The following is a 24,060-nucleotide window of genomic DNA, read 5'->3' on the forward strand; positions in this document are numbered from 1 at the left end:
TCGTACCAATACATAAAAGGGCCAACCCCTGACAGCAGGGATGACGCCTGGCGTGGCTTTTTTCCGGTCCAGCCGCTGAACCGGGCATTTATAACCGCGAATTGTGCCATAAACGCGGGGATTTCGCCGCAGCGCCGAGATTAACGGCTAGCCGTCAACCTGGCTCCATTGCTTGCCCAGGCGCTTGTCCGAGATCGGCACCCTGGTCCCCAGTTGCTGGCCGAACAACGACACCCGGTACTCTTCCAGCCACCAGCGGTACAGCTCCAGTTGCGGATCGCGCCTGCCTTCCTGGGCATGCTTGGCCGCACGGGTCTGGTACTGGTTCCACAACCCCGCCAGCTCCGTACTCCAGACCCGGTCCTTCTGTACCTGGCCGGGCAACTTCTCCAGGCGCAATTCGATGGCCTTGAGGTAGCGCGGCAGTTCCTTGAGCCAGGCTCCCGGGGTTTCCCGGACAAATCCCGGATAGACCAGCTGGCTCAGTTGCTGCTTGATGTCATTGAGCGCAACGGCCTGGGCCAGGTCGATCTTGCCCTTGAAGCGCTTCTGCAAACCGTGCCAGAGCTTGAGGATCTCCAGGGTCAGGCGTGCCAGGCGTTCGGCATGCTCGGTCCAGCCGCCACGCTTGCGCTCGGCCAGGGACGCCAGGCCGGCACCGTCGCGGGGCAGCGGGTCTTCCCCCTCGAGGACACAGCTGTCGAGGCTCGCCAGCAGGATGTCTTCCACCAGCGCCTCGATGCGCCCCAGTTCGCGATACAACAGGCCCAGTTCGGTCAGGCCCGGCAGCTTGCCGCGCAGGAACTTCGCCGACTCCGCCAGTTGCTGCATGAGCAACCGCTGCAAGGCGCGGCGATGCTGGTACTCGGCCTCAGCCGGCGTGGAGAACCGCCCTTCCTTGACGGTGCCGCCCTCCTCCACCAGCGCCGGGTAGACCGTCATCGACAGCCCGGCGATCTTCTGCTGGGTGGTCTCGGCAACGGCGGCGAAAACCTTGGCCTCCACCGGCTGCTGGCTCTTCGCGGTCTGCGGTACGGCCAACGCGGCCTGGCTGGCCTGGGCAAACCGCGCCGTCAGTTCCGCCAGGTCGCGGCCTTCGCCGAGGAACTTGCCCTGGGCATCGACCACTTCCAGGTTCATCTTCAGATGGCTTTCCACCTGCTGCGCCGCTTCGGCCCAGGCTTCGTCGCTGACCCGCGCCCCGGTCATGCGCAGCAATTCGCGTCCCAGCGCCTGGGGCAGCGAGCCCTGGGCGAACTCGATCCGTTGCAGCGCCGCCTTGACGAAGTCCGGCACCGGCACGAAGTTCTTGCGCAGGGCCTTGGGCAGGTTGCGTACCAGGGCGATGCACTTGGCCTCGATCACGCCGGGCACCAGCCATTCCAGGCGTTCGGCGGGCAAGACCGGCAACAGCGGCGCCGGCACGCGCAGGGTCACGCCGTCACGGGGATGGTTGGGCTCGAAGTGATAACTCAAGGCCAGGGCCAGGTCGCCCAGGTGCAGGGTGTCCGGGTAATGCGCGGCGGTGACTTCACTGGCTTCGCGGGCCAGCACGTCTTCCTCGCGCATGATCAGCAACTGCGGGTCTTTCTGGCTGTGGACCCGGTACCAGCTGTCGAAGGTCGCGGTCTGGTGGATCTCCGCCGGCAGGCGTGCATCGTAGAAGGCGAACAGGGTTTCCTCGTCGGCCAGGATATCCCGGCGCCGAGCCTTGGCCTCCAGCTCGTCGAGCTGTTCGAGCAGACGGGTATTGGCGCTCAGGCAACGGGCTTTCGACTGGATCTCGCCGCGCACCAGCGCCTCGCGGATAAACAGCTCGCGGGAGGCGGCCGGATCGACCGGGCCGAAATGCACCGGCCGCCGTCCGACCACGATCAGGCCGAACAGGGTGATCTGCTCGAAAGCCACCACCTGGCCGCGCTTCTTCTCCCAGTGGGGTTCGAAGTGATTCTTCTTGATCAGGTGCCCGGCCAGCGGTTCGATCCAGTCCGGCTCGATCTTGGCGACCATGCGCGCATAGAGCTTGGTGGTTTCCACCAGTTCGGCCGCCATCAGCCATTGCGGACGCTTGCGGCCCAGGCCCGAGGACGGGTGGACCCAGAACCGCCGCTGGCGCGCGCCCAGGTAATCGCCGTCCTCGGTCTTCTGGCCGATCTGGCTGAGCAGACCGGACAATACCGCCTTGTGCAGCTTGGGATAATCCGCCGGCTCCTTGTTGACGCTCAACTGCAGGTCGCGGCAGATCAGCCCCAACTGCCGGTGCGAATCACGCCACTCGCGCATGCGCAGGTAATTGAGGAAGTTCTTCCGGCACCAGTTGCGCAGGGCACTGGCACCAAGGGCCTGGCGCTGTTCCTCGAACCCGCGCCAGACATTGATCAGGCCGGCGAAATCCGAATCCACGTCCTTCCACTGCGCATGGGCCTGGTCGGCGGCCTGCTGGCGCTCGGGCGGCCGTTCGCGCGGGTCCTGCACCGACATGGCACTGGCGACGATCAGCACTTCCTGCAGGCTGCCGAGGGTGGCCGCCTCCAGCAACATGCGGCCCATGCGCGGGTCCACCGGCAGGCGCGCCAACTGCCGACCCAGCGGGGTCAGCTGGTTCTCGCGGGTCACCGCCGACAACTCTTGCAGCAGGTTGAAACCGTCGCTGATGGCCTTGCCATCCGGCGGCTCGATAAACGGGAACGCCGTGATCTCGCCCAGGCGCAGGTGAAGCATCTGCAGGATCACCGCCGCCAGGTTGGTGCGCAGGATCTCCGGGTCGGTGAACTCCGGCCGGCCGTTGAAATCCTCTTCGCTGTACAGGCGCACGCAGATCCCCGGCTCGACCCGTCCGCAACGACCCTTGCGCTGGTTGGCGCTGGCCTGGGAAACCGCCTCGATGGGCAGGCGCTGGACCTTGGCGCGGTAGCTGTAGCGGCTGATGCGAGCGGTGCCGCTGTCGATCACATAGCGGATGCCCGGCACGGTCAGAGAGGTTTCCGCGACGTTGGTCGCCAGCACGACGCGCCGCCCCGGATGGGACTGGAAAATCCGCTGCTGCTCGGCCGGTGACAGCCGTGCATATAAAGGAAGGATTTCGGTGTGCTTGAGCTGGGCCTTGCGCAGCATGTCCGCGGCGTCGCGAATCTCCCGCTCGCCGGGCAGGAACACCAGCACATCGCCCGGACTCTTGCGTTCGCTGCGCTCGAAGGCGGCGATCTCGTCGAGGGTGGCGAGAATCGCCTGGTCGACCGTCAGGTCGTCCTCGACGCTGTTGCCTTCCTCGTCCTGCTCGGACGTCAACGGGCGATACCAGGTTTCCACGGGGAAAGTCCGGCCGGAGACTTCGACGATCGGTGCGTCGTTGAAGTGCCGGGAAAAGCGTTCCAGGTCGATGGTCGCCGAGGTAATGATGACTTTCAGGTCCGGACGCCGCGGCAGCAGGGTCTTCAGGTAGCCGAGCAGGAAGTCGATGTTCAGGCTGCGCTCGTGGGCTTCGTCGACGATGATCGTGTCGTAGCGTTCGAGGTAGCGGTCATTCTGGGTTTCCGCCAGCAGGATACCGTCGGTCATCAGCTTGATCAGGGTGTTCGAATCGCTCTGGTCCTCGAAGCGCACCTGATAACCCACCAGCGCCCCCAGCGGGGTCGCCAGTTCGTCGGCCACCCGGCTCGCCACGCTGCGGGCAGCGATCCGGCGGGGCTGGGTGTGGCCGATCAGGCCATGCTGGCCGCGACCGATTTCCAGGCAGATCTTCGGCAACTGGGTGGTTTTGCCCGAGCCGGTTTCACCGGCGATGATCAGCACCTGGTGCTTGAGCAGCGCGTCCTTGATCTCGTCGCGCTTGGCGGCGATGGGCAGGCTGTCGTCATAACGAATCAGCGGCACGCTCTGGCGCCGCGCCGTGACCTGGGCACAGGACACCTGGACCTTCTCCGCCCACTGCGCCAGCTTCGCCTCATCGGGCTTCTTGCGCAGCTCGTGTAATTGCCGCCGCAACCGGTGGCGGTCGGCAATCATGGCGAGGTCGAGGTTTTTCAGCAGTTGCTCGATAGCAGGCGATTCGTCAGTCATCAGGTGCGCAAGGGTCGTCTATGTATGCAGGGGGCGGATTGTCGCAGATTTGCACAACAGAACACGACCTTGAAAAGCATTGTGGCCGGACCTGGCCCGGCCACGTTCATTCAGTGTCCAGGGTACGACGCCGATACGGGAACACATCGATGACCTTGCCGGCGCGAATCGCCTCCTGCAGCCCCTTCCAGTAATCGGCGTTGTACAACTCGCCGTGCAACTGATCGAACAACCGGCGCTGCGCCATGTCGGCAAAGAGGAACGGCGGAAACTCCTCGGGAAAGACGTCCAGCGGTCCGATGGAATACCAGGGCTCGGAGGCCATCTCGTCTTCCGGGGTGCGCGGCGCGGGGATATGACGAAAGTTGGCCTCGGTCAGGAAGCAAATCTCGTCGTAGTCATAGAACACCACACGCCCGTGACGGGTCACGCCGAAGTTCTTCAGCAGCATGTCGCCGGGGAAGATATTCGCCGCCGCCAGTTGCTTGATCGCCAGGCCATAGTCCTCCAGCGCCTCGCGCACCTGGGCTTCGTTGGCGTTCTCCAGGTAGAGGTTCAGCGGGGTCATGCGGCGCTCGGTCCAGCAATGGCGGATCAGCACCGTCTCGCCTTCGACCTGGACGGTGGAGGGCGCCACCTCCAGCAGTTCCTCCAGGCAGGCCGGATCGAACTTGCCCAGGGGAAAACGGAAGTCGGCGAACTCCTGGGTATCGGCCATGCGCCCCACGCGGTCGACACTCTTCACCAGACGATACTTCTCGATCACCGTCGCCCGGTCGACGTTCTTCGACGGCGAGAAACGGTCCTTGATGATCTTGAACACGGTGTTGAACCCCGGCAGGGTGAACACGCTCATGACCATCCCGCGCACGCCCGGCGCCATGATGAACTGGTCGTCGGTATTGGCCAGGTGATTGATCAGCGCCCGGTAGAACTCGGACTTGCCGTGCTTGTAGAAGCCGATCGAAGTGTACAGCTCAGCGACATGCTTGCCCGGCAGGATGCGCCGCAGAAAACCGACGAACTCCGCCGGCACCGGCACATCGACCATGAAGTAGGAACGCGTGAAGGAAAAGATGATGGAGACATCGGCTTCGTCGGTGATCAGCGCATCGATCTGGATCCCGCGCCCTTCACGGTGCAACAGCGGCACCACCAGCGGCCATTGTTCCTCATGGGTGTAGATGCGCCCCACCAGGTAGGCGCCCTTGTTGCGGTAGAGCACCGAGGAGAACAGTTCGACACTCAGCTCGGGATCCTTGCAGACCCAGTCCGGCAGGCTTTCGCGCAACTGCGCTTCGAGCCGCCGCAGATCGCCGGGCAGGTCGGCATAGGCCTCGCTGAAGCTGTAGTCGGCAAAGATCTGTTCGAGCATGCCCGAAAGCTCGCCGAGGGGTCGATAGGTCCGGGTCTGCGCCGCCCGCGCCCGCCGCAGGGACGGCCGGGTGGTGTGGATGAACATGCAGCCGTCGCTGATCAGGTCGTGGCTGAACAGACCGCAGAAGGTCGAGTTGTACCAGGTTTCCGCCAGTTCATCGTCGAAGCGCAGGTCGATCAGGCTGATGTAGGCGCTTTTCACCAGGGGCCAGAGGTTGACGTCGAGCAACGCCTCGGCGTCGAAACCGGCCCGCAGCCGCGCGTTGACCTCGCTGACTTTCTCTTCGTAGAGATTGATCCGCGCCGCCGATGCCGCCTGGGCTTCCTGCCAGCGGGCCGCTTCGAAACGGGCGCGGGCACCGTCGGTGATCTGGCGAAAGTGCTCGCGGTAATTGTCGAAGCCATCGAGGATCATGCGGGCGATATCGGCGGCCGGCCATTGCTGCGGCATAGTCAAACCTCTGCGGGATTGTTCGGACATTATTCTGATCGCGAGTCACTGGAGCTTAGGCTCCGTAAGAAAACTCGTCGAGCGGCGATCAGGCGCGCCTGTTTTCAACGCAACATGATCGTCGCGCAGGACGTTTTCGTACAGGGCCTGGAGATCAATTGCCGCGTTACGCAAACGTTGCCTTGCCCGTGACATCCGGGGACACTTGCCCGCCTACCCTGCCAAGGATGCTTCCCGTGAAACCCGTCGATATCGTGCGCATGTTTAGCCTGGCCGCCGTCTGGGGCGCCAGTTTCCTGTTCATGCGCATCATTGCCCCGGTGCTGGGGGCCTTTCCCACCGCCTTCTTTCGCGTCTCCATCGCCGCCGTCGGACTGCTGGTGATCCTGTCGCTGATGCGCATCAGCTGGGATTTCAAGGGCAAGTTCAAGGTCTGCCTGATGCTCGGCGTGATCAACTCCGGGCTGCCGGCAACGCTCTACTCGGTCGCGGCCCAGGTGTTGCCGGCCGGCTACTCGTCGATCTTCAACGCCACCACGCCACTGATGGGCGTGCTGATCGGCGGCCTGTTCTTCCACGAAAAACTCAGCCTGAACAAGCTGCTGGGGATCTTCCTCGGCCTGTTCGGCGTCGCGGTGCTGACCCGGGCCGGGCCGGTGACCTTCAACCTGGAATTGCTGATGGGCGCGGCGGCGTGCCTGCTGGCCACCACCAGCTATGGCTTCGCCGGTTTTCTCACCCGTCGCTGGCTCGACCACCAGGGCGGCCTGGATCCACGGCTGTCGGCCATGGGCAGCATGTTCGGCGCGACCCTGGTGATCCTGCCGTTCTTCGCCTACAGCGCCATCGCCCACCCGCCGGCCAGCTGGGGTGGAATCAGTGTCTGGGGCTCGCTGCTGGGCCTGGGGCTGGTGTGCACGGCATTCGCCTACATCATGTATTTCAAGCTGATCAGCAGCATCGGCCCGGTCAAGTCGATGACCGTGACCTTCATGATCCCGGCGTTCGGGGTGTTGTGGGGCGCACTGTTTCTCGATGAGCCGCTGTCGATGGCCCATTTGTATGGCGGGGTGCTGATTGCGGTGGCGTTGTGGCTGGTGTTGAAGCCGGCGGCAGTGGTGAAGGCCGCCACGGTGGGCGACCGGTAGTTATCGGGTGGTTTGCAGGCCCCCTTCGCGGGCAAGCCCGCTCCCACAATGTTCGAGTCGTACTCAGGATCTGTGTAGAACCGAAAACTTGTGGGAGCGGGCTTGCCCGCGAAGAAGCCGGCCCAGACGCAGCGGCCCCCCGCCACTGCGCCCATCGCCGCCATTCAGGCAGCTTTGCGGAACACGAATACCAACCCGACGATGATCAGCGCCATGCCCAGCATGCTCAGGGCCGCCAGGCGGTTACCGAAGATCAGGTAGTCCATCACCGCTGTCACCGCCGGCACCAGGTAGAACAGGCTGGTGACATTCACCAGGTTGCCCCGCGCGATCAAACGGTACAGCAGCAAGGTCGCCAGCACCGACACCACCAGGCCCATCCACAGTACCGGGACGACGAAGCCGACACCGGTTTCAAAGTGGAACGGCTGGAACGGCACGAAGATCCCGCACAACAGCAAGCCGGCCAGGTATTGCACCGGCAGCGTGCCCAGGGGATTGTCGGTGATGCGTTTCTGCATGATCGAGCCGAAGGTCATGCTCGCCAGCGCCAGCAGACCGAAGAGCATGCCGGCCAGGGACATGCCCGCCAGGCCGATGCCTTGGTACACCACCAGGATCAGCCCCGCCAGCCCGAGCCCGAGCCCGAACATCCGGCTCCAGGAGCGCCGCCGCTCCATCAGTACCGCGGTGAGAATCGGCTGCACGCCCATGATCGTCGCCATGACGCCGGGAGTGACCTTCAGGTCCAGCGCCAGCAGGTAGAAGATCTGGTAGGCGCCCAGCAACACCATGCCCGTCGCCGCGGCGTACAGCATCGGCTTGCCGCCCCGGGGCAGCTTGAACTTGAGCAGCGGGATCAACAGCAACAGCCCCAGCAGGGCAATGGAAAAACGGATCAGCAGAAAGGCGAACGGCGAAGCATGGGCCAGGCCCCACTTGGAGAAGATCGCCCCGCTGCTCCAGAGCAGCACAAACAGACTCGTCGAAGCCGCCGCGGTCGCGGATTGTTTCGAAATGACCAACATGGATACCACCTGTGATTCAGGCAAATGCCAACTCAGCTGGAAAGCTGAAGATTCAGTAGGTTTTTTTCAGGCAGGCAGGGGGCGACAGCAACGGTTGCTGATCAGACCCGGATGCCAACGCCCGGCGGTGATACGACTACGTACACCGGCGTGCCACTGACAGGTGGTGGGTAATGACTGATCTGCACAGGCTGCTGGTTCCCGCACGGCACTACGCCAGCGTTGACCGCTGAATCGACTACCGCGTTGATGGGGGAAGCTGGCATGCGCAGGTCTTCTTCGAAAGGGAATAAACGGTGGATCAGGTGATGCACCGAGCGCTGACTATAACCAGCGCCCGACACAGATTGCAACAGGTCAGCCGAACAACCAGTAACCCAGCAATGTCAGGACCACCACCGCCAGTACCGGACGCATGATGCGGTAGGCCTTGGGATGCTTGCGCTTCCACTGCTTGACCACGCCACTGAAGCGATCACTGAAGTTCTTGCTCCAGGCGTAGGCCTGGTTGATGCCGCCGACACGCTCGTCATCGAGGTTCTGCGGCGCGGTGGCGCGTCCCAGCAAGCCGCTGACCCAGCGGTTGATGGAGGTCATCAGGCGGTTGCTCAACGGCCGCTCGATATCGCAGAACAGGATCACCCGGGTCTGCTCGGTTTCGTTCTTGACCCAGTGCACATAGGTCTCGTCGAACATCACGTCCTGGCCGTCGCGCCAGGCGTAGACCTGGCCGTCGACGAAAATCCGGCAGTCGTCGGAGTTCGGCGTCGACAGGCCCAGGTGGTAGCGCAGCGAGCCGGCGAACGGGTCGCGGTGCGGGTTCAGGTGGCTGCCACCGGGCAACAGGGCGAACATCGCCCCCTTGACGTTGGGGATGCTGCTGACCAGCGCCACGGTTTTCGGGCAGAGCAGCTCGGCCGAGGGCAGCGGCTTGTCGTACCACTTCAGGTAGAAACGCTTCCAGCCCTTCTTGAAGAACGAACCGAAACCGGCATCGTTGTTCTTCTCGGCGGCACGGATATAGCCCTCGTCGAACAGGTGCATGGCCTCTTCGCGAATCACTTCCCAGTTGTCCTTGAGCACATCCAGCTCGGGAAACTTGCTGCGGTCCAGGTACGGTTTGGACGGCACGGCGGAAAACAGGTACATCAGGGCGTTGTACGGGGCGAACAGCGCGGAATGGTTGACGAACTGGCGCAGCACCGGCAAACGCGCCTTGCCGCGCAGATGCACGTAAAGCGTACTGCCGAGGAACAGCAGCAACACGGCGGCCTTGGCGGCAAAGGAAAAGGTCATTCAGCACTCCTTGAAAATGGGCAACGTCCGGGCAAGGTGAAATTCACCCGACGTGGCAGCCGGCCATGATAAACATTACCGGCCTCGGGAAAAACCCATCGGCCCGCACATTCCGCATGACCGGTCGCGCAACACAGCCTTTATGTAGCACGTCCCGCCTGAACCGGGACTGATGCAGGTCAGTCCCGCGGGCGCCGCCCGTGGCGGTTTACTGCTGGATCTCCTGGTCGGTGAACAGATCGCTGAAGAGCATGCTCGACAGATAGCGCTCGCCGGAGTCCGGCAGCACCACGACAATGGTCTTGCCCTGCATTTCCGGGGTTTCCGCCAGGCGTACGGCCACAGCCATGGCCGCGCCACAGGAAATGCCGCAAAGGATCCCCTCCTCCTGCATCAGCCGCAGGGCCATGGCCTTGGACTCGTCGTCCGTGACCAGCTCGACCCGGTCGACCAGCGACAGGTCGAGGTTCTTCGGCACGAAACCGGCGCCGATGCCCTGGATCTTGTGGGGCGACGGCTTGACCTCCTGTCCGGCCAGGGTCTGGGTGATCACCGGCGACGATACCGGTTCCACCGCCACCGACAGGATCGGCTTGCCCTGGGTCAGCTTGATATAGCGCGACACACCGCTGATGGTGCCGCCGGTGCCCACGCCCGCCACCAGCACGTCGACCGCGCCATCGGTGTCATTCCAGATTTCCGGGCCGGTGGTTTTCTCGTGGATCGCCGGGTTCGCCGGGTTGTCGAACTGCGCCGGCATGAAGTACCGGGCCGGATCGCCGTTGACGATCTCGGTGGCCTTCTCGATCGCGCCCTTCATGCCCTTGGCCGGCTCGGTCAGCACCAGTTCGGCCCCCAGGGCCTTGAGCACCTTGCGCCGCTCGATGCTCATGGACGAGGGCATGGTCAGCAGCAGCTTGTAGCCGCGGGCGGCGGCGACAAAGGCCAGGCCGATCCCGGTATTGCCCGAGGTCGGCTCGACGATGGTCATGCCCGGCTTGAGCCGGCCGCTGCTTTCGGCGTCCCAGATCATGTTCGCGCCGATCCGGCACTTCACCGAATACCCCGGGTTGCGCCCTTCGATCTTGGCCAGGATGGTCACACCGCGAGGGGCGATGCGGTTGATCTGAACCAGGGGCGTATTACCGATGGAATGGGCGTTGTCGGCGAAAATACGGCTCATGACGGGGTCCTTTGGGCAACGGTGAGTTGGCTTTCAAGGGTATGCCCCGGGATGTCGGGCGTCCAGTCATGGCGAACGTATAGCGCTGCCGGGGGTCCATCGCCTATAGACAGCCTTCGGGGCACGCCGATGAAACGTCGTTACAGCTGGCCGTTGTGGAGCCTGGCAGGCCTGGTCCTGCTGCTGGTGGTGCTGGACCTGGCCCTGCCTTACTTGGTGCGCCACTACCTGAATGAAAAACTCGCGGACATGGGCGATTACCGTGGCCAGGTGACCGATGTCGACCTGGCCTTGTGGCGCGGCGCCTACCGGATCAACGGGCTGCAGATCGTCAAGGTCAGCGGCAAAGTGCCCGTGCCCTTCGTCAAGGCGCCGCTGATCGATCTGTCGGTCAGCTGGAAATCCCTGTGGGACAACCACGCGGTGGTGGCCGAGGTGCAGTTCGTCAAGCCGGAGCTGAACTTCGTCGACGGTGGCGCCAATAACCGCCAGGCGTCCCAGACCGGCCAGGGCACCGACTGGCGGGCACAACTGGGCAAGCTGCTGCCCATCACCCTCAACGAGGTGCGGATCGACGACGGGCGCATCACCTTCCGCAACTTCAACTCGCAGCCGGCGGTCAACCTGCAGGCCACGCAGGTCAATGCCAGCCTCTACAACCTGACCAATGTGGTCGACCTCGAAGGGCGCCGCGATGCCCGTTTCGAAGGCAAGGCCCAATTGTTCGGCCAGGCGCCCCTGCAGACCAGCGCCACCTTCGACCCGCTGAGCAACTTCGAGGACTTCGAGTTCCGCCTGCGGGCCACCGGCATCGAGTTACGGCGTGTCAACGATTTCGCCTCGGCCTACGGCAAGTTCGATTTCAACGGCGGCAGCGGTGATGTCGTGATCGAGGCCCAGGCCCGCAAGGGCCAGCTCACCGGCTATATCAAGCCGCTGTTGCACGATGTCGAGGTGTTCGACTGGCAACAGGACGTCGAGAACCAGAACAAGAGCATCCTGCGTTCGGTATGGGAAGCCATTGTCGGGGCCGGCGAAACCGTGCTGAAAAACCAGAAGAAAAACCAGTTCGCCACCCGGGTTGAACTCAGCGGCAACGTTCACCAGCAAGATATCAGCGCGTTCCAGGCGTTTTTGCAGATATTGCGCAACGGTTTCATCCAGGCCTTCAATGCCCGCTATGAACAGCCCAAACCGTCCAGCGATCCGAAGAGCTGACCGGGTCAGGATGTGACGCTCCATTCAGAGACTGAATAAGCCGTCTGCGTTCACACTCGACCGGGCACCGCGTTATAGTCGGGCATGGGATTTTCCCGCCGCCCTGTCCGCCAGGCCGGCGTTACCGTTCGAGGAATGACAGATGAAGTTCGAAGGCACCCAGGCCTACGTCGCCACCGATGATCTGAAGCTGGCCGTCAACGCCGCAATTACCCTGGAGCGTCCGCTGCTGGTCAAGGGCGAGCCCGGGACCGGCAAGACCATGCTCGCCGAGCAATTGGCCGAGTCCTTCGGCGCCAAGCTGATCACCTGGCACATCAAGTCCACCACCAAGGCCCACCAGGGCCTCTACGAGTACGACGCGGTCAGCCGCCTGCGCGACTCGCAGCTGGGCGTGGACAAGGTCCACGACGTGCGCAACTACCTGAAGAAGGGCAAGCTCTGGGAAGCCTTCGAATCCGATGAACGGGTGATCCTGCTGATCGACGAGATCGACAAGGCCGACATCGAGTTCCCCAACGACCTGCTGCAAGAACTCGACAAGATGGAGTTCTACGTCTACGAGATCGATGAAACCATCAAGGCCAGGAAGCGCCCGATCATCATCATTACTTCCAACAATGAAAAGGAACTGCCGGACGCCTTCCTGCGCCGCTGCTTCTTCCATTACATCGCGTTCCCGGATCGCAACACGCTGCAGAAGATCGTCGACGTGCATTACCCGGACATCAAGAAAGACCTGGTCAGCGAAGCCCTCGATGTATTCTTCGACGTGCGCAAGGTGCCGGGCCTGAAGAAGAAGCCTTCGACCTCGGAACTGGTGGACTGGTTGAAACTGCTGATGGCCGACAACATCGGCGAAGCGGTCCTGCGCGAGCGCGATCCGACCAAGGCCATCCCGCCACTGGCCGGTGCCCTGGTGAAGAACGAGCAGGACGTGCAACTGCTCGAACGCCTGGCGTTCATGAGCCGTCGTGGCACCCGCTAGGCTCTGTCCGAAAGCTGCCTGCGCGTCGATCAGGCTGCGTTAAAAACAGGCTCGGAATGCTCATTTAGTGGGCTAAAGTCGAGCGCGACCCCGGCCGTTCCTCGCCTGTTTTTGCCTTGCCTGATCGTCGCTCGGCGAGCTTTCAAACAGACCCTCCAGTTTATCCGAGGCGATTGCCATGCTGCTCAACCTGTTCAATGAAATGCGCGCGGCCAAGGTTCCGGTTTCGGTGCGTGAATTGCTCGACCTGATCAACGCGCTGAAACAGCGCGTGACCTTCGCCGACATGGACGAGTTCTACTATCTGGCCCGGGCGATCCTGGTCAAGGACGAACGCCATTTCGACAAGTTCGACCGGGCATTCGGCGCCTATTTCAACGGCCTGGAAAAACTCGACGATCACCTTCAGGCGCTGATTCCCGAAGACTGGTTGCGCAAGGAATTCGAACGTTCGCTGAGCGACGAAGAACGCGCGCAGATCCAGTCCCTCGGCGGCCTCGACAAGCTGATCGAGGAGTTCAAGAAGCGCCTGGAAGAACAGAAGGAACGTCACGCCGGTGGCAACAAGTGGATCGGCACCGGCGGCACCAGCCCGTTCGGCTCCGGCGGCTTCAATCCGGAAGGCATCCGCGTCGGCGATGCCGGCAAGCGCCAGGGCAAGGCGGTCAAGGTCTGGGACCAGCGCGAGTACAAGAACCTCGACGACCAGGTCGAACTGGGCACGCGCAATATCAAGGTGGCCCTGCGCCGCCTGCGCAAGTTCGCCCGCCAGGGCGCGGCGGAAGAGCTGGATATCGATGGCACCATCGACCACACCGCCCGCGACGCCGGCCTGCTGAACATCCAGATGCGCCCGGAGCGGCGCAACACCATCAAGCTGTTGTTGCTGTTCGATATCGGCGGCTCGATGGATGCCCATGTGAAGATCTGCGAGGAGCTGTTCTCGGCCTGCAAGACCGAGTTCAAGCACCTGGAGTACTTCTACTTCCACAATTTCGTTTATGAATCGGTGTGGAAGAACAACCTGCGCCGGGGTTCGGAGCGGACCTCGACCCAGGACCTGCTGCACAAGTACGGTGCCGACTACAAGGTGATCTTTGTCGGTGACGCGGCGATGGCCCCGTATGAAATCACCCAGGCCGGCGGCAGCGTCGAGCACTGGAACGAAGAACCGGGTTATGTGTGGATGCAGCGGTTCATGGAGAAGTACAAGAAGCTTATCTGGATCAACCCGTATCCGAAGGATACCTGGGGTTATACGGCATCGACCAATATCGTCCGGGACCTGATCGAGGACCAGATGTACCCGCTGACCCTGCGCGGGCTGGAAGAAGGGATGCGGTTTCTTTCCAAATGATGTGGGCCTTCGCGGGCCCCTTCGCGATTGTATTGATCGTTCCCACGCTCCGCGTGGGAATGCAGCCCGTGACGCTCCGCGTCACAAAAGCGGACGCAGAGCGTCCAGAGGGGCATTCCCACGCGGAGCATGGGAACGATCAGCGGCTCCTTTGGGCCCTACGCAAACCTGCGCATGAACTCGACCTGCTGCCGATGGGCGCTTTCCTGCACCGTCGGCGCCAGTCTTACCTGTGTCCCCGGCAGGCATTGCGCCAACCGCGCCAACGACAGCGGCGTCAACGCGCCCAGGCGTGGATAACCGCCGATGGTCTGCCGATCATTGAGCAGGACGATTGGCTGTCCGTCCGGCGGCACCTGGATCGCCCCCAGGGGTATGCCCTCGGAAATCATCGGCTCGCCCTGGTACTTCAACTCCGGCCCCAGCAGCCGAATGCCCATGCGATCGGCACGGCTGTCGAGGGTCCAGGCGCTGTTGAACGCATCGAACAGGCTTTGCCCGCTGAACTCGCCAATCTGCGCACCCAGTACCACCTGCAACGGCGCCCTGGCGTGGAAGTCGGGAATCTGCGCCGTCGGCAGTACTCGCGGTGCCACCGCCGCGCCCGGATAACTCAGGCTGCCGCCCTTCTGCAAGGGCCGGCCCAGTCCGTCAAGGCCCCCCAGTTCCTCGCGCACCACGCAGGCGCTGCTGCCCAGCACCCTGGGCGCATCGAAACCACCCGGGGCCGCCAGATAGGCACGGGCACCGAGCAAGGGCTGGGTGAACTGCAACCGTTGTCCCTTGTTCAGGACAAAGCTGCGCCAGGGCGCCAGGGCCTGGCCATCCACTTGCGCGCCCAGGTCGGCGCCGGCCAGGGCCAGGCAGCAGGTTTCCATGGCCAGCAGCGTGACGCCGCCGAGGGTGACTTCCACTACCGGCGCATCCACCGGGTTACCCAGCAGGCGATTGGCCCAGGACATCGATACCCAGTCCAGGGCACCGCCCTGGGTGACCCCGAGATGGCGCACGCCGAACCGTCCGCGGTCCTGCAGCAGGCACAGCGGCGTGCTGGCCTCGATCAACAGATGGCTCATGCCAGGGCCTCCAGCGGCGTGTCGTCGCCACCCAACTTGATGAACTCGGCGTGGTCGACCGCGGCAAACCGCACAGTATCGCCCGGCTGCATCAGGCTGTAACCGTCGCGCTCGCGGTCGAACAGTTTACTCGGGGTGCGCCCGATCAGGTTCCAGCCGCCCGGTGACACCACCGGGTAGGCGGCGGTCTGCCGCTCGGCGATACCGACGCTGCCCGCCGCGACTTTCTTGCGCGGCGTATTCAGGCGCGGGGCCGCCAGGGGCTCCTCCACCAGCCCCATGAAGGCGAACCCCGGGGCAAAGCCCAGGGCGAACACCTGGTACTCGCGCTCGCTGTGACGGCGGATCACGTCACTGATCGACCAACCGCTGCGTTCGGCCAGCAGGCTCAACTCCGGACCGACACTCGGGTCGTACCAGACCGGCAGCACATGGCACTGGCCGGCAGCACGGGCATTCGGCGCCAGACCGTTCAGGGCCTCGGCGATCAGTTCCCGGGCCTGGCCCGGACTCAGGGTCATCAGGTCGTAGTGCACCATCAAGGTCGTGTAGGACGGCACCAGGTCGATCAGGTGCCCGGCAAACGCGTGACGCAGACGCTCGCTGGCGGCAAGCATCCACGGCATGTTTTCTTCGGCGATCGCATCGAACAGGCGCACCATCAGGCAGTCGATCGCCACCACTTCAATCCGTGGCTTCATGGAATCGACTGCCGGTCCAGGGCCTCGCGAATGCGCTGCACGGCCTCCACCGAACTGGCGTTGTCGCCATGCACGCAGAGGGTGTTGGCCTGCAGGCGCAGGGCGCTGCCATCGCTGGCGACCAGGGCGTCGCCACGGGCGATGGTCAGGGCCTGCTCGACGATACGTTCCGGTTCGTGATGCACCGCTCCCGGCAGTTGCCGGGAAACCAGGCGCCCGGCGCTGTCATAGGCGCGGTCGGCGAAAGCTTCGAACCACAGGGTCACGCCGTACTCGTCGCCCAGCGCCTGGGCCACGCTGTTGTCGCGCATCGCCAGCAGCATCAGCGGCAATTCGCGGTCATAGGCGGCAATCGCCTGGATCACCGAACGCAGCTGTTCGGGGTTGGCCATCATGTCGTTGTACATCGCCCCATGGGGTTTGACATAGCTGACCCGCGCGCCCTGGGCCCGGCAGATACCGTCCAGCGCGCCGATCTGGTAGTGCAGCAGGTCCTTGATTTCCTGGGGGGTGCAGGCCATGGAACGACGACCGAAGCCGACCAGGTCCGGATACGCCGGATGGGCGCCGATCCGCACATCGTTGGCCAGGGCCAGGGTGACGGTCTTGCGCATGATGCTCGGATCCCCCGCGTGATAACCGCAGGCGACGTTGGCGCAATCGATGAACGGCATGACTTGCGCATCCAGACCCATGGTCCAGTTGCCATAGCTTTCACCGATATCGCAATTCAGTAACAGGCGGCTCACGGTAGGTGCTCCTGTGGGCTTTTTATCGACTTGATTCAGGGCGCAGTACCCGCGCCCCACAGATTACTGCGCTTCGAGTTGCTTGCCACGGGTTTCCGGCAGGCTCAGGGCCGCGAGAATCACCACGCCGTAGGACACGGCGGCAAAGGCGCCGATCCCCACGCTCAACGGCACCGTCTGGCTGAGCAGGCCGATCAGCAGGGGAAACAGCGCGGCCAGCGCGCGGCCGATGTTGTAGCAGAAGCCCTGGCCCGAACCGCGGATACGGGTTGGAAACAGTTCGGTGAGAAACGAGCCCATGCCGCTGAAGATCCCCGAGGCGAAGAAACCCAGCGGGAAGCCCAGCCACAACATCACTTCGTTGCTGACCTGCAACTGGGTATAGAGCAGGACGATGGTGAAGGAGCCGACGGCAAACAGGATGAAGTTCTTCTTGCGCCCCAGCAGGTCGGTCAGATAGGCGCTGATCACGTAGCCGACATAGGAGCCGATGATCACCATCGCCAGATAGCCGCCCGTGCCCAGCACGCTCAAGCCGCGCTCGTTCTTCAGGAAGGTCGGCAGCCAGGAGGTGATGGCGTAGTAACCGCCCAGGGCACCGGTGGTCAGCAAGGACGCACGGACAGTGATGCTGAGCATCCCCGGGGCGAAGATCTCGTAGAAACGCGCCGGGTTGCTCGGTACTTCCCTGGCCTTGGCCTGGCGATAGATTTCCGGGTCCTTGACCAGCCGGCGGACGAAGATCACGAAGATCGCCGGCACGATGCCCAGCAGGAACAGCGCCCGCCAGGCGTCTTCCGGCGGCAGCCAGGAAAACAGCAGGGCATACAGGATCGCTGTCAGCCCCCAGCCCAGGGCCCAGCCGGATTGCACCATGCCCACCGCCTTGCCGCGATCCTGGGCGCGGATCACCTCGCCCATCAGCACCGCGCCGGCGGTCCACTCGCCGCCGAAGCCGAAGCCCATGAGGGTCCGCGCCACCAGCAACTGGTTGTAGTTCTGCGCGAAACCGCAGAGAAAGGTAAAAAAGGCGAACCAGAGTACCGTCAACTGCAGGGTGCGCACCCGGCCGATGCGGTCGGAGAGGATCCCGGCGATCCAGCCTCCGAGGGCCGAGGCGATCAGGGTGCTGGTGGAGATCAGCCCGGCCTGGCCGGTGGTGATACCCCACAGGGCGATCAGCGTCGGGATGACAAAGCTGAGCATCTGGGTGTCCATGCCGTCGAGGCCATAGCCGATCTTGCAACTCCAGAACGTCCGACGTTCCTGCTGATTGATATGGCGATACCAGGCGAACGGACCGGGTGGTCCCTCGGGCTTGGCAACATCCAGCGAGTCGGGCGTACTCATGGGGGAAATTCTCCACAGCAAACTTATTGGTATTGTTCTGGCGGCCGGCGACGCTTATCGTGATTCACCGGTCGAGGGCCATTTTTGGTTGCACCCGCCCTCTGCGTCCAACTAATAAAAGCCGTCCCCAGGCATAAGAAAAAGTTGATTGCATGAATCTCAAGTTTCTCGAAACCTTCGTCTGGGTCGCCCGGCTCAAGAGCTTTCGCCTGACCGCGGACAAGCTGTTCACCACCCAGGCCTCCATCTCCAGCCGGATCGCGGTGCTCGAAAGCGAGCTCGGGGTCAAACTGTTCCTGCGCGATTCACGGGGTGTCAGCCTGACTCCCGAAGGGCTCAAGGTGCTCGATTATGCCGAGCAGATGATCGACACCATGCAGGCCCTCAAGCACTCCATCGAGATCAGTTCGACCAAGGTCGGGCGTATGCGCATCGGGGTCATGGACTCGGTGATCCACACCTGGCTCAGTCCCCTGGTGGCGGAAATGATGGACCGTTTTCCCCTGGTGGAAATCGAGCTGGTGGCCGATACCGCGCTGAACCTCTGCGATCAGCTGCAAAAAGGCTTTCTCGACCTGATCCTGCAGACCGACCTGCTGCGTCAGGAGTCCATCCGCAGCCTGGAACTGGCGAGTTACCCGATGGGCTGGGTGGTGGCCAGCAACTCGATCTACAACCGCGAGTACGCGAGCCTGGCGCAGATCGCCCGGGAACGCATCGTGACCTTCTCCAAGAACTCCCGGCCGCACCAGGAAATCCTCGGCCTGATGCAGACCCACGGGGTCCCGGCGCCACGCCTGAACTGCGTGAACTCGGTGTCGGCGATTACCCGGCTGATTCGCGATGGCTTCGGTATCGGCGCTTTCCCGCCGGCACTGGTCAGCGAGGAACTGGCGCGGGGCGAGTTGACCCTGCTGGCGCTGGAAGTGCGCCCGCCGAACCTGGAAGTGGTGGTGTCCTGGCGGGTCGGCGTGGAGTTGGTGGAGGAGATTGTCGCGCTGTGCCGCAAGGTCCTGCACAGCTATGCCAGCAAGGTCGGGGAACAGTACGTGGTGCTGAGCAAGGCCTAGCTCTTGTGGGAGCGGGCTTGCCCGCGAAGAAGCCCTTGGATCTTGTGTCGATCTTGCGGACGCCATCGCCGGCAAGCCGGCTCCCACAGATGGATCAGGTCCATCCCCAGCGACCGGGCGGTTACCAGCCCCGCTCCCGCCGCGCCAGGCGCTCACGCTGGCGCTTGCCGCCGAGCACGACCCAATCCACCAGCCGGAAGAAACCTTCGATGACGAAGGAGAACAGCAGCGCCGCGCCCATGGCCCAGCCGATCGCTTCCGGCGACAGCAGCACCTGGTAGGTGTAGCCCTGCAGGGTTTCCTGGCGAATCGCCGGGTCCGCCGCATACGCCACCTGCAACGCGCGCTTGTACCAGGGGCCCTGCATCGCCTGGAACTGGTCATCGAGCAGGCGCTGGCGGTTGAGCAAGGTGCCGAGGCTGTCGGCATCGCTGCGGAAGACCGGGTCGTCACTGGCGCGATAGTGCGCCACCAGCGCCTGCAGGTCGCCCTTGAAGAACTGCTCGGCAGTCTTCTGGAAGCCCTGCAGCCCGGTCTGCGCCTCGATCAGATGCGCCTCGACGCGCTTGGCGTAGTCGTTGATGAAGCCCGGCACCTGGACGCCGATCAGCAGCCCCAGGGTAAACAGTATCAACCGCAGGTAACTCAACCACATAACGGACGTCCTTATTCAGTCTGGCCCTGGCTGACGCATTCGCCGCGCCGCCACAGGCTCCATTGGCCCGGTTCGTAACGGGTCCAGGTCTCGTTTTCGGTCAGGGGTTCGGTGGCGATCACCGTGACCACGTCGTTGGGGGTGGTTTCGGCCTGGAAGTCGACGATCACATCGACATCCTTCAGCCGTGCCGGGCCAAAGGGCGCGCGGCGGGTGATCTGCGCCAGCTTGGTCGAGCAATAGCAGAACAGCCAGTCGCCGTCGCTGAGCAGGCAGTTGAACACACCCTTGCCGCGATACTCGGCACAGGCCTGGACCAGCGACGGCAGCAGCTCTTCCACCTCCACCGGCTCGGGAAAGGCCTGGCGCACGCGGTTGAGCAGGTCGCAGAAGGCCGCTTCGCTGTCGGTATCGCCGACCGGACGATAAAAACTGCCCGGCGGCTGGAAATCCGCCAGCTGGCCGTTATGGGCGAAACACCAGTTGCGCCCCCACAGTTCACGGACAAAAGGATGGGTGTTGGACAGGCAGACCTTGCCGACATTGGCCTGGCGGATATGGCCGATCACCACTTCGCTCTTGATCGGGTAACGCTGCACCAGTTGCGCCACTTCCGACTCGCAGCTCGCGGCCGGGTCCTGGAACAGGCGCAGCCCGCGACCTTCGTAGAAACCGATGCCCCAGCCATCGCGGTGGGGACCGGTACGTCCGCCGCGCTGCATCAGCCCGGTAAAGCTGAAAACGATATCGGTCGGCACATTGGCGCTCATGCCCAACAATTCACACATGCTCGGACTCTCGCTTCAATGCAGGAACACGCTTACAAACGCGGCTCGACCCGTGGACGACCGGCAGCGGCGGGAGGCGGCGGACGACGCGGGCGCTCCTGGCGATCCGGCGTGGCGAAAGGCTGGTCATCCGCCTCGACTTCAGCACGAGCCGCGGCGGCGGCGGCTTCCGACTGCAGCTTGCGGGCCTTGCTGGAGCGTTCGATCGGCCAGCGGATCAGCACGAAGACCGCATACACGCCAAGGGCGATGATCAGGTACATGAACAGATCGGAGACCGCGCGCCAGGCGTTGTTGCCGACCTTGAACAACAGGTCGAGGGCAGTGATCGCGACCGCCGGGGCGAAACGTTCTTTCACCGGATCGAGGATGGTCGGGCTGAACAGCAGCACCGCCCCCACCAGGCGCAGCGGTTCGCGCAACCAGCGCCAGGTCCAGCGGGTCAGGCGAAACCACACCAACAGGCAGCCCAAGGCGGCAAAGGCGTAACAACCCCAGGCGATCAGATAGTCGTTCTCGGTCATGGTGTCCATGGCATGGCTGGCAATGAGAGGCTTATGATAACGGCTTTTCGCCGGCCCGGCTGCACCGCCGTCAGCGATCCTCAAGATAGAGAGTTGCCCATGTCCCGCAAAGCCACCGTCAGTACTGCCCCGATTGCCCGTACAGGCCCGGGCCCGGATCCCTATGCCTGGTTGCAGGAGCGCGACAGCGAGGCGGTGCTCGACTACCTCAAGGCCGAAAACAGCTACCAGGAAGCGCAGTTGGCCGACCAGGCCGGGCTGCGTGAAAGCCTGTTCCAGGAGATCAAGGGGCGGATTCTCGAGACCGACCTGTCGCTGCCCTCGCCCTGGGGTCCGTTCCTCTACTACACCCGCACCACCGCCGGTGACGAGTACGCCCGCCACTATCGCTGCCCGCGCCCGGCCGATGACCGCCTGACGGTGGACGAAAGCGCCGAGGAGCTGTTGCTCGATCCCAACGTGCTGGCCAATGGCGGCTTCTTTTCCCTCGGCACCTTCAGCATCAGCCCGGACCACCAGCGTCTGGCCTACAGCCTCGACACCACCGGCGAGGAGGTCTACCAGCTGTACGTCAAGGAACTGGCCAGCGGCAACCTGATCGAACTGCCGTTCGAGGACTGCGACGGCAGCATGACCTGGGCCAACGACAGCCGCACGCTGTTCTTCGGCGAACTGGACGACACCCACCGCCCGCACAAGCTGTATCGCCATCGACTCGGCGAACAGGGTGCCGAAGCCGTGCTGCACGAGCCTGACGGACGGTTTTTCCTGCATTGCTATCGCACCAGCTCCGAACGGCAACTGGTGGTGCTGCTCAACAGCAAGACCACCAGCGAAGCCTGGGTGCTCGACGCCAATACGCCGGACCGGGCCTTCACCTGCCTGGCGCCCAGGGTCGAAGGCCATGAGTATTTCGTCGACCACGGCCAGTACCAGGATCAGTGGCGCTGGTTTATCCGCAGCAACCAGGACGGCATCAACTTCGCCCTGTTCCAGGCCGCGGACGACGGCGTTCCCCGTCGCGAAGACTGGCAACGGCTGATCCCGCACAATGACAAGGTGATGCTCGAAGGCCTGACCCTGAATGCCCAGGCCCTGTGCCTGAGCCTGCGTGAAGGCGGCCTGCCGATCATCGAGGTGCACCCCAAGGGGCTGCCGGCCTACCGCGTGCAATTGCCGGATGCCGCCTACAGCCTCTACGTGCAGGACAGCCTGGAGTTCAACAGCGACAGGATCCGCCTGCGCTACGAAGCCCTCAATCGCCCGGCCCAGGTCCGCCAGTTGAACCTCGCCAGCGGCGAGCAGCAGGTGCTGAAGCAAACCCCGGTGCTCGGCCCGTTCGATGCCGACGCCTACGTCAGCCAGCGCCTGTGGGCGACCGCGCCGGACGGCACGCAGGTGCCGATCAGCCTGGTGGTCAAGCGCGAATTGCTCGGCCAGGCCACCCCGCTCTACCTCTATGGCTATGGTGCCTATGGCGAAAGCCTCGACCCGTGGTTCTCCCATGCCCGCCTGAGCCTGCTGGAGCGCGGCGTGGCCTTTGCCATCGCCCATGTGCGCGGCGGCGGCGAACTGGGCGAGGCCTGGTATCGCGCCGGCAAGCAGGAACACAAGCAGAACACCTTCAGCGACTTTATCGCCTGCGCCGAACACCTGATCGCCGAGGGCCTGACCACCTCCCGGCAACTGGTGATCAGCGGTGGCAGCGCCGGCGGCCTGTTGATCGGCGCCGTGCTCAACCAGCGTCCGGAGCTGTTCCAGGCGGCGATTGCCGAAGTGCCGTTCGTCGATGTGCTGAACACCATGCTCGACCCCGACCTGCCGTTGACCGTCACCGAATACGATGAGTGGGGCAATCCGCAGGAGCCCGAGGTGTACGCACGGATCAAGGCCTATGCGCCCTACGAGAACGTCAGCGCCCAGGCCTATCCGGCGACACTGGTGATTGCCGGCTACAACGACAGCCGCGTGCAGTACTGGGAAGCGGCCAAGTGGGTGGCAAGATTACGGGCCACCCGCACCGATGAGCATCTACTCTTGCTCAAGACCGAACTGGGCGCCGGCCATGGCGGCATGAGCGGGCGTTACCAGGGATTACGTGACGTAGCGCTCGAATATGGCTTTGTCTTCAAGGTTCTCGGCATTGCCTGAGGAACTCTGCCCGACGGCCTTGTCTTAACTCTGGGCCGCCGGGCCTCGAACCCCGGAAAGAACAAGCAACAAGAACAGATCGTGGACCATGCCAGAACCGACCTTACTGAATAACGAAATTCGCGACATGCTGATGGATTGCGGCCTGTTCAACCAACTGCTGCCGGCGGACTGCCAGGCGGCGGCCGGCTATTTCAGCATCAGCACCATTGGCAAGGGCGAGGCCATCTTCCACGAGGGCGATGCCGGCACGTTCATGTGCATCATCCATTACGGCAGCGTCAATGTGCAGAAGAACAATGACGCCGGCCAGCCCGTGGTGATTGCCACCCTGCGTGCCGGCCGGGCCTTCGGCGAGATGGCGGTGCTTGACGGCGAGCGGCGCTCGGCCAGTTGCGTCGCCGCCAGCGACTGCCAGTTGTTGAACCTGGGCAAGGACTCCCTGGAAAAAATGCTCAACGACGCGCCGAAGATCGCCGCCAAGATCATTCGCGCCATCGCCATCGCGCTGTCGAAACGCCTGCGCATGGCCGATGGGCAGTTGCTCTCGCAGCAGATCTAGCTGGAGATCGGCTTGGCCTTGTCGTTCTTGTCGTTCTGCTCCAGGCCCGGCAGCGTCTGGTCCCTGGGGGGTGACGGCAATTCGATGCTCGGCAGCGGCTCGCCGGGCTTGGGTGGCGTACGCGGCGTGACTTGCGGGTAAGGCGTGGGGGTCGCCGTGCCGGGGGAGCCCGGGGTCGGGGTCACCGGTACCGGCGACAGCTCTTCGGCCTGCACCGCGGTAAAGGTCAGCGCGGACAGGACAATGGCCGTTAGAATGGTGCCCTTGATCATAAAATAATGCTCTTGATCATGAAAATAGTGCCTTTGATCATAAAATAATGCCTTTCA

The 24,060-nt window shown here is 63.5% G+C and carries 20 protein-coding genes; 7 read left to right on the forward strand and 13 right to left on the reverse strand.

Annotated elements, in window-relative coordinates; all coding sequences use genetic code 11:
• Positions 1–147: 147 nt before the first annotated feature.
• Together hrpA and aceK are read right to left on the reverse strand one after the other, a co-directional pair.
• Positions 148–4,059 carry an ATP-dependent RNA helicase HrpA gene (gene hrpA / locus KI243_RS24135; RefSeq protein WP_017124534.1) on the reverse strand — a complete coding sequence of 1,304 codons (3,912 nt, stop codon included), beginning with the start codon at positions 4,057–4,059 and terminating at the stop codon, positions 148–150.
• Positions 4,060–4,165: 106 nt separating this feature from the next.
• Positions 4,166–5,887, reverse strand: coding sequence for a bifunctional isocitrate dehydrogenase kinase/phosphatase (aceK, locus tag KI243_RS24140; protein WP_017124535.1), 1,722 nt, complete (start codon positions 5,885–5,887; stop codon positions 4,166–4,168).
• A 236-nt stretch (positions 5,888–6,123) separates the two neighbouring features.
• Between aceK and KI243_RS24145 the strand changes: the two genes are divergently transcribed.
• Positions 6,124–7,035, forward strand: coding sequence for a DMT family transporter (locus KI243_RS24145; protein ID WP_017124536.1), 912 nt, complete (start codon positions 6,124–6,126; stop codon positions 7,033–7,035).
• A gap of 164 nt (positions 7,036–7,199) precedes the next feature.
• On the opposite strand, the gene KI243_RS24150 is transcribed toward KI243_RS24145, so the two are convergent.
• The 3 genes from KI243_RS24150 to cysK all read right to left on the reverse strand — a co-directional run bounded on the left by KI243_RS24150 (position 7,200) and on the right by cysK (position 10,542).
• Positions 7,200–8,063, reverse strand: coding sequence for a DMT family transporter (locus KI243_RS24150; RefSeq protein ID WP_017124537.1), 864 nt, complete (start codon positions 8,061–8,063; stop codon positions 7,200–7,202).
• A gap of 357 nt (positions 8,064–8,420) precedes the next feature.
• Entirely contained in the window at positions 8,421–9,359 is a 939-nt protein-coding gene (locus KI243_RS24155) for an aspartyl/asparaginyl beta-hydroxylase domain-containing protein (protein WP_017124538.1), read from the reverse strand.
• Positions 9,360–9,567: 208 nt separating this feature from the next.
• Entirely contained in the window at positions 9,568–10,542 is a 975-nt protein-coding gene (cysK, locus tag KI243_RS24160) for a cysteine synthase A (RefSeq protein ID WP_017124539.1), read from the reverse strand.
• Between the two features lie 129 nt (positions 10,543–10,671).
• Between cysK and KI243_RS24165 the strand changes: the two genes are divergently transcribed.
• The 3 genes from KI243_RS24165 to KI243_RS24175 all read left to right on the forward strand — a co-directional run bounded on the left by KI243_RS24165 (position 10,672) and on the right by KI243_RS24175 (position 14,105).
• Positions 10,672–11,760, forward strand: coding sequence for a DUF748 domain-containing protein (locus KI243_RS24165; protein WP_017124540.1), 1,089 nt, complete (start codon positions 10,672–10,674; stop codon positions 11,758–11,760).
• A gap of 142 nt (positions 11,761–11,902) precedes the next feature.
• Entirely contained in the window at positions 11,903–12,748 is an 846-nt protein-coding gene (locus KI243_RS24170; protein ID WP_017124541.1) for a MoxR family ATPase, read from the forward strand.
• A 178-nt stretch (positions 12,749–12,926) separates the two neighbouring features.
• The gene (locus KI243_RS24175; protein WP_017124542.1) at positions 12,927–14,105 is read left to right on the forward strand and encodes a VWA domain-containing protein; all 1,179 of its coding nucleotides are present in this window, start codon (positions 12,927–12,929) and stop codon (positions 14,103–14,105) included.
• Between the two features lie 158 nt (positions 14,106–14,263).
• On the opposite strand, the gene KI243_RS24180 is transcribed toward KI243_RS24175, so the two are convergent.
• The 4 genes from KI243_RS24180 to KI243_RS24195 form a co-directional block, all read right to left on the reverse strand.
• Complete coding sequence (locus KI243_RS24180; RefSeq protein ID WP_017124543.1) at positions 14,264–15,181, reverse strand: biotin-dependent carboxyltransferase family protein; 918 nt, start codon at positions 15,179–15,181, stop codon at positions 14,264–14,266.
• Positions 15,178–15,882, reverse strand: a complete 705-nt coding sequence (locus KI243_RS24185) for an allophanate hydrolase subunit 1 (RefSeq protein ID WP_017124544.1) — start codon at positions 15,880–15,882, stop codon at positions 15,178–15,180. Before KI243_RS24185 ends, KI243_RS24180 begins: the two co-directional genes overlap by 4 nt.
• Positions 15,879–16,631 (reverse strand): 5-oxoprolinase subunit PxpA, encoded by a 753-nt coding sequence (locus KI243_RS24190; RefSeq protein ID WP_017124545.1) that lies wholly within the window; start codon positions 16,629–16,631, stop codon positions 15,879–15,881. The genes KI243_RS24185 and KI243_RS24190 overlap by 4 nt, the downstream gene beginning before the upstream one ends.
• A 63-nt stretch (positions 16,632–16,694) precedes the next feature.
• Positions 16,695–17,981 (reverse strand): MFS transporter, encoded by a 1,287-nt coding sequence (locus KI243_RS24195; RefSeq protein WP_017124546.1) that lies wholly within the window; start codon positions 17,979–17,981, stop codon positions 16,695–16,697.
• A gap of 152 nt (positions 17,982–18,133) precedes the next feature.
• On the opposite strand from KI243_RS24195, the gene KI243_RS24200 reads away from it, so the two are divergent.
• A complete protein-coding gene (locus tag KI243_RS24200) occupies positions 18,134–19,051 on the forward strand; it encodes a LysR family transcriptional regulator (RefSeq protein WP_017124547.1) in 918 nt (305 codons plus the stop codon).
• A 121-nt stretch (positions 19,052–19,172) separates the two neighbouring features.
• Here KI243_RS24200 and KI243_RS24205 read toward each other — a convergent pair whose 3' ends face one another.
• The 3 genes from KI243_RS24205 to KI243_RS24215 are packed head-to-tail and all read right to left on the reverse strand — an operon-like array spanning position 19,173 to position 21,027.
• A complete protein-coding gene (locus KI243_RS24205) occupies positions 19,173–19,706 on the reverse strand; it encodes a DUF2937 family protein (RefSeq protein ID WP_017124548.1) in 534 nt (177 codons plus the stop codon).
• A gap of 11 nt (positions 19,707–19,717) precedes the next feature.
• Positions 19,718–20,494 carry a class II glutamine amidotransferase gene (locus KI243_RS24210; RefSeq protein ID WP_042934646.1) on the reverse strand — a complete coding sequence of 259 codons (777 nt, stop codon included), beginning with the start codon at positions 20,492–20,494 and terminating at the stop codon, positions 19,718–19,720.
• Between the two features lie 32 nt (positions 20,495–20,526).
• On the reverse strand, positions 20,527–21,027 hold the full coding sequence (locus KI243_RS24215; protein ID WP_042934647.1) for a hypothetical protein: 501 nt from the start codon (positions 21,025–21,027) through the stop codon (positions 20,527–20,529).
• A 90-nt stretch (positions 21,028–21,117) separates the two neighbouring features.
• Between KI243_RS24215 and KI243_RS24220 the strand changes: the two genes are divergently transcribed.
• Positions 21,118–23,169 (forward strand): S9 family peptidase, encoded by a 2,052-nt coding sequence (locus tag KI243_RS24220; RefSeq protein ID WP_212809990.1) that lies wholly within the window; start codon positions 21,118–21,120, stop codon positions 23,167–23,169.
• Between the two features lie 88 nt (positions 23,170–23,257).
• On the forward strand, positions 23,258–23,731 hold the full coding sequence (locus tag KI243_RS24225; protein ID WP_017124553.1) for a cyclic nucleotide-binding domain-containing protein: 474 nt from the start codon (positions 23,258–23,260) through the stop codon (positions 23,729–23,731).
• On the opposite strand, the gene KI243_RS24230 is transcribed toward KI243_RS24225, so the two are convergent.
• The gene (locus tag KI243_RS24230; RefSeq protein WP_042934670.1) at positions 23,728–24,000 is read right to left on the reverse strand and encodes a hypothetical protein; all 273 of its coding nucleotides are present in this window, start codon (positions 23,998–24,000) and stop codon (positions 23,728–23,730) included. The two genes, KI243_RS24225 and KI243_RS24230, sit on opposite strands and share 4 nt — an antisense overlap.
• Positions 24,001–24,060: the final 60 nt, after the last annotated feature.

The organism is Pseudomonas sp. Ost2 (assembly GCF_018326065.1).
In the GTDB taxonomy this organism is placed as follows: Bacteria; Pseudomonadota; Gammaproteobacteria; order Pseudomonadales; family Pseudomonadaceae; genus Aquipseudomonas; species Aquipseudomonas gingeri.

Bases quoted from the DNA above. Each gene is read 5' to 3' on its own strand.
- KI243_RS24155 (WP_017124538.1), bottom strand. From the start codon at position 9,359: ATGACCTTTTCCTTTGCCGCCAAGGCCGCCGTGTTGCTGCTGTTCCTC.
- KI243_RS24165 (WP_017124540.1), top strand. From the start codon at position 10,672: ATGAAACGTCGTTACAGCTGGCCGTTGTGGAGCCTGGCAGGCCTGGTC.
- hrpA (WP_017124534.1), bottom strand. From the start codon at position 4,059: ATGACTGACGAATCGCCTGCTATCGAGCAACTGCTGAAAAACCTCGAC.
- KI243_RS24210 (WP_042934646.1), bottom strand. From the start codon at position 20,494: ATGTGTGAATTGTTGGGCATGAGCGCCAATGTGCCGACCGATATCGTT.
- KI243_RS24185 (WP_017124544.1), bottom strand. From the start codon at position 15,882: ATGAAGCCACGGATTGAAGTGGTGGCGATCGACTGCCTGATGGTGCGC.
- KI243_RS24215 (WP_042934647.1), bottom strand. From the start codon at position 21,027: ATGGACACCATGACCGAGAACGACTATCTGATCGCCTGGGGTTGTTAC.
- KI243_RS24175 (WP_017124542.1), top strand. From the start codon at position 12,927: ATGCTGCTCAACCTGTTCAATGAAATGCGCGCGGCCAAGGTTCCGGTT.
- KI243_RS24220 (WP_212809990.1), top strand. From the start codon at position 21,118: ATGTCCCGCAAAGCCACCGTCAGTACTGCCCCGATTGCCCGTACAGGC.
- aceK (WP_017124535.1), bottom strand. From the start codon at position 5,887: ATGCCGCAGCAATGGCCGGCCGCCGATATCGCCCGCATGATCCTCGAT.
- KI243_RS24150 (WP_017124537.1), bottom strand. From the start codon at position 8,063: ATGTTGGTCATTTCGAAACAATCCGCGACCGCGGCGGCTTCGACGAGT.
- KI243_RS24180 (WP_017124543.1), bottom strand. From the start codon at position 15,181: ATGAGCCATCTGTTGATCGAGGCCAGCACGCCGCTGTGCCTGCTGCAG.
- KI243_RS24195 (WP_017124546.1), bottom strand. From the start codon at position 17,981: ATGAGTACGCCCGACTCGCTGGATGTTGCCAAGCCCGAGGGACCACCC.
- KI243_RS24225 (WP_017124553.1), top strand. From the start codon at position 23,258: ATGCCAGAACCGACCTTACTGAATAACGAAATTCGCGACATGCTGATG.
- KI243_RS24205 (WP_017124548.1), bottom strand. From the start codon at position 19,706: ATGTGGTTGAGTTACCTGCGGTTGATACTGTTTACCCTGGGGCTGCTG.
- cysK (WP_017124539.1), bottom strand. From the start codon at position 10,542: ATGAGCCGTATTTTCGCCGACAACGCCCATTCCATCGGTAATACGCCC.
- KI243_RS24170 (WP_017124541.1), top strand. From the start codon at position 11,903: ATGAAGTTCGAAGGCACCCAGGCCTACGTCGCCACCGATGATCTGAAG.
- KI243_RS24200 (WP_017124547.1), top strand. From the start codon at position 18,134: ATGAATCTCAAGTTTCTCGAAACCTTCGTCTGGGTCGCCCGGCTCAAG.